Annotated in this window: 1 protein-coding gene; it reads right to left on the minus strand. The window is 46.2% G+C overall.

Annotation, left to right across the window (positions count from 1 at the left end; genetic code table 11):
• Positions 1-251 (minus strand): single-stranded-DNA-specific exonuclease C-terminal domain-containing protein (locus tag SB773_RS33525; RefSeq protein WP_410594774.1); only part of this gene is annotated, 251 nt, incomplete at both ends.

Genomic DNA, 251 nt, shown 5'->3' on the forward strand with positions numbered 1-251 from the left:
CGAGCGGGCCCTTTTTGGCGAGGAAGGCATAAAACCATTTAAAATGGTCCCTTGTTGGCATCGTACTTAAGAAATGGTCCTGCTCATGTGAAAGGTGTGCATAGATACGCGATGGGTTCTTATTGGCAATCACCCGTTTCAAATATTCCCTTAACGGCGGCATGTCCATAAATACCACATGGCCTTCGAAGCAGTCGAGCTGATCTGCATCCTGTCCATTCTTGATATGAACGAGATCGGAATGGTTTTGT

This window comes from Bacillus sp. SIMBA_074, assembly GCF_046534555.1.
Classification (GTDB): Bacteria; Bacillota; Bacilli; order Bacillales; family Bacillaceae_G; genus Bacillus_A; species Bacillus_A mycoides.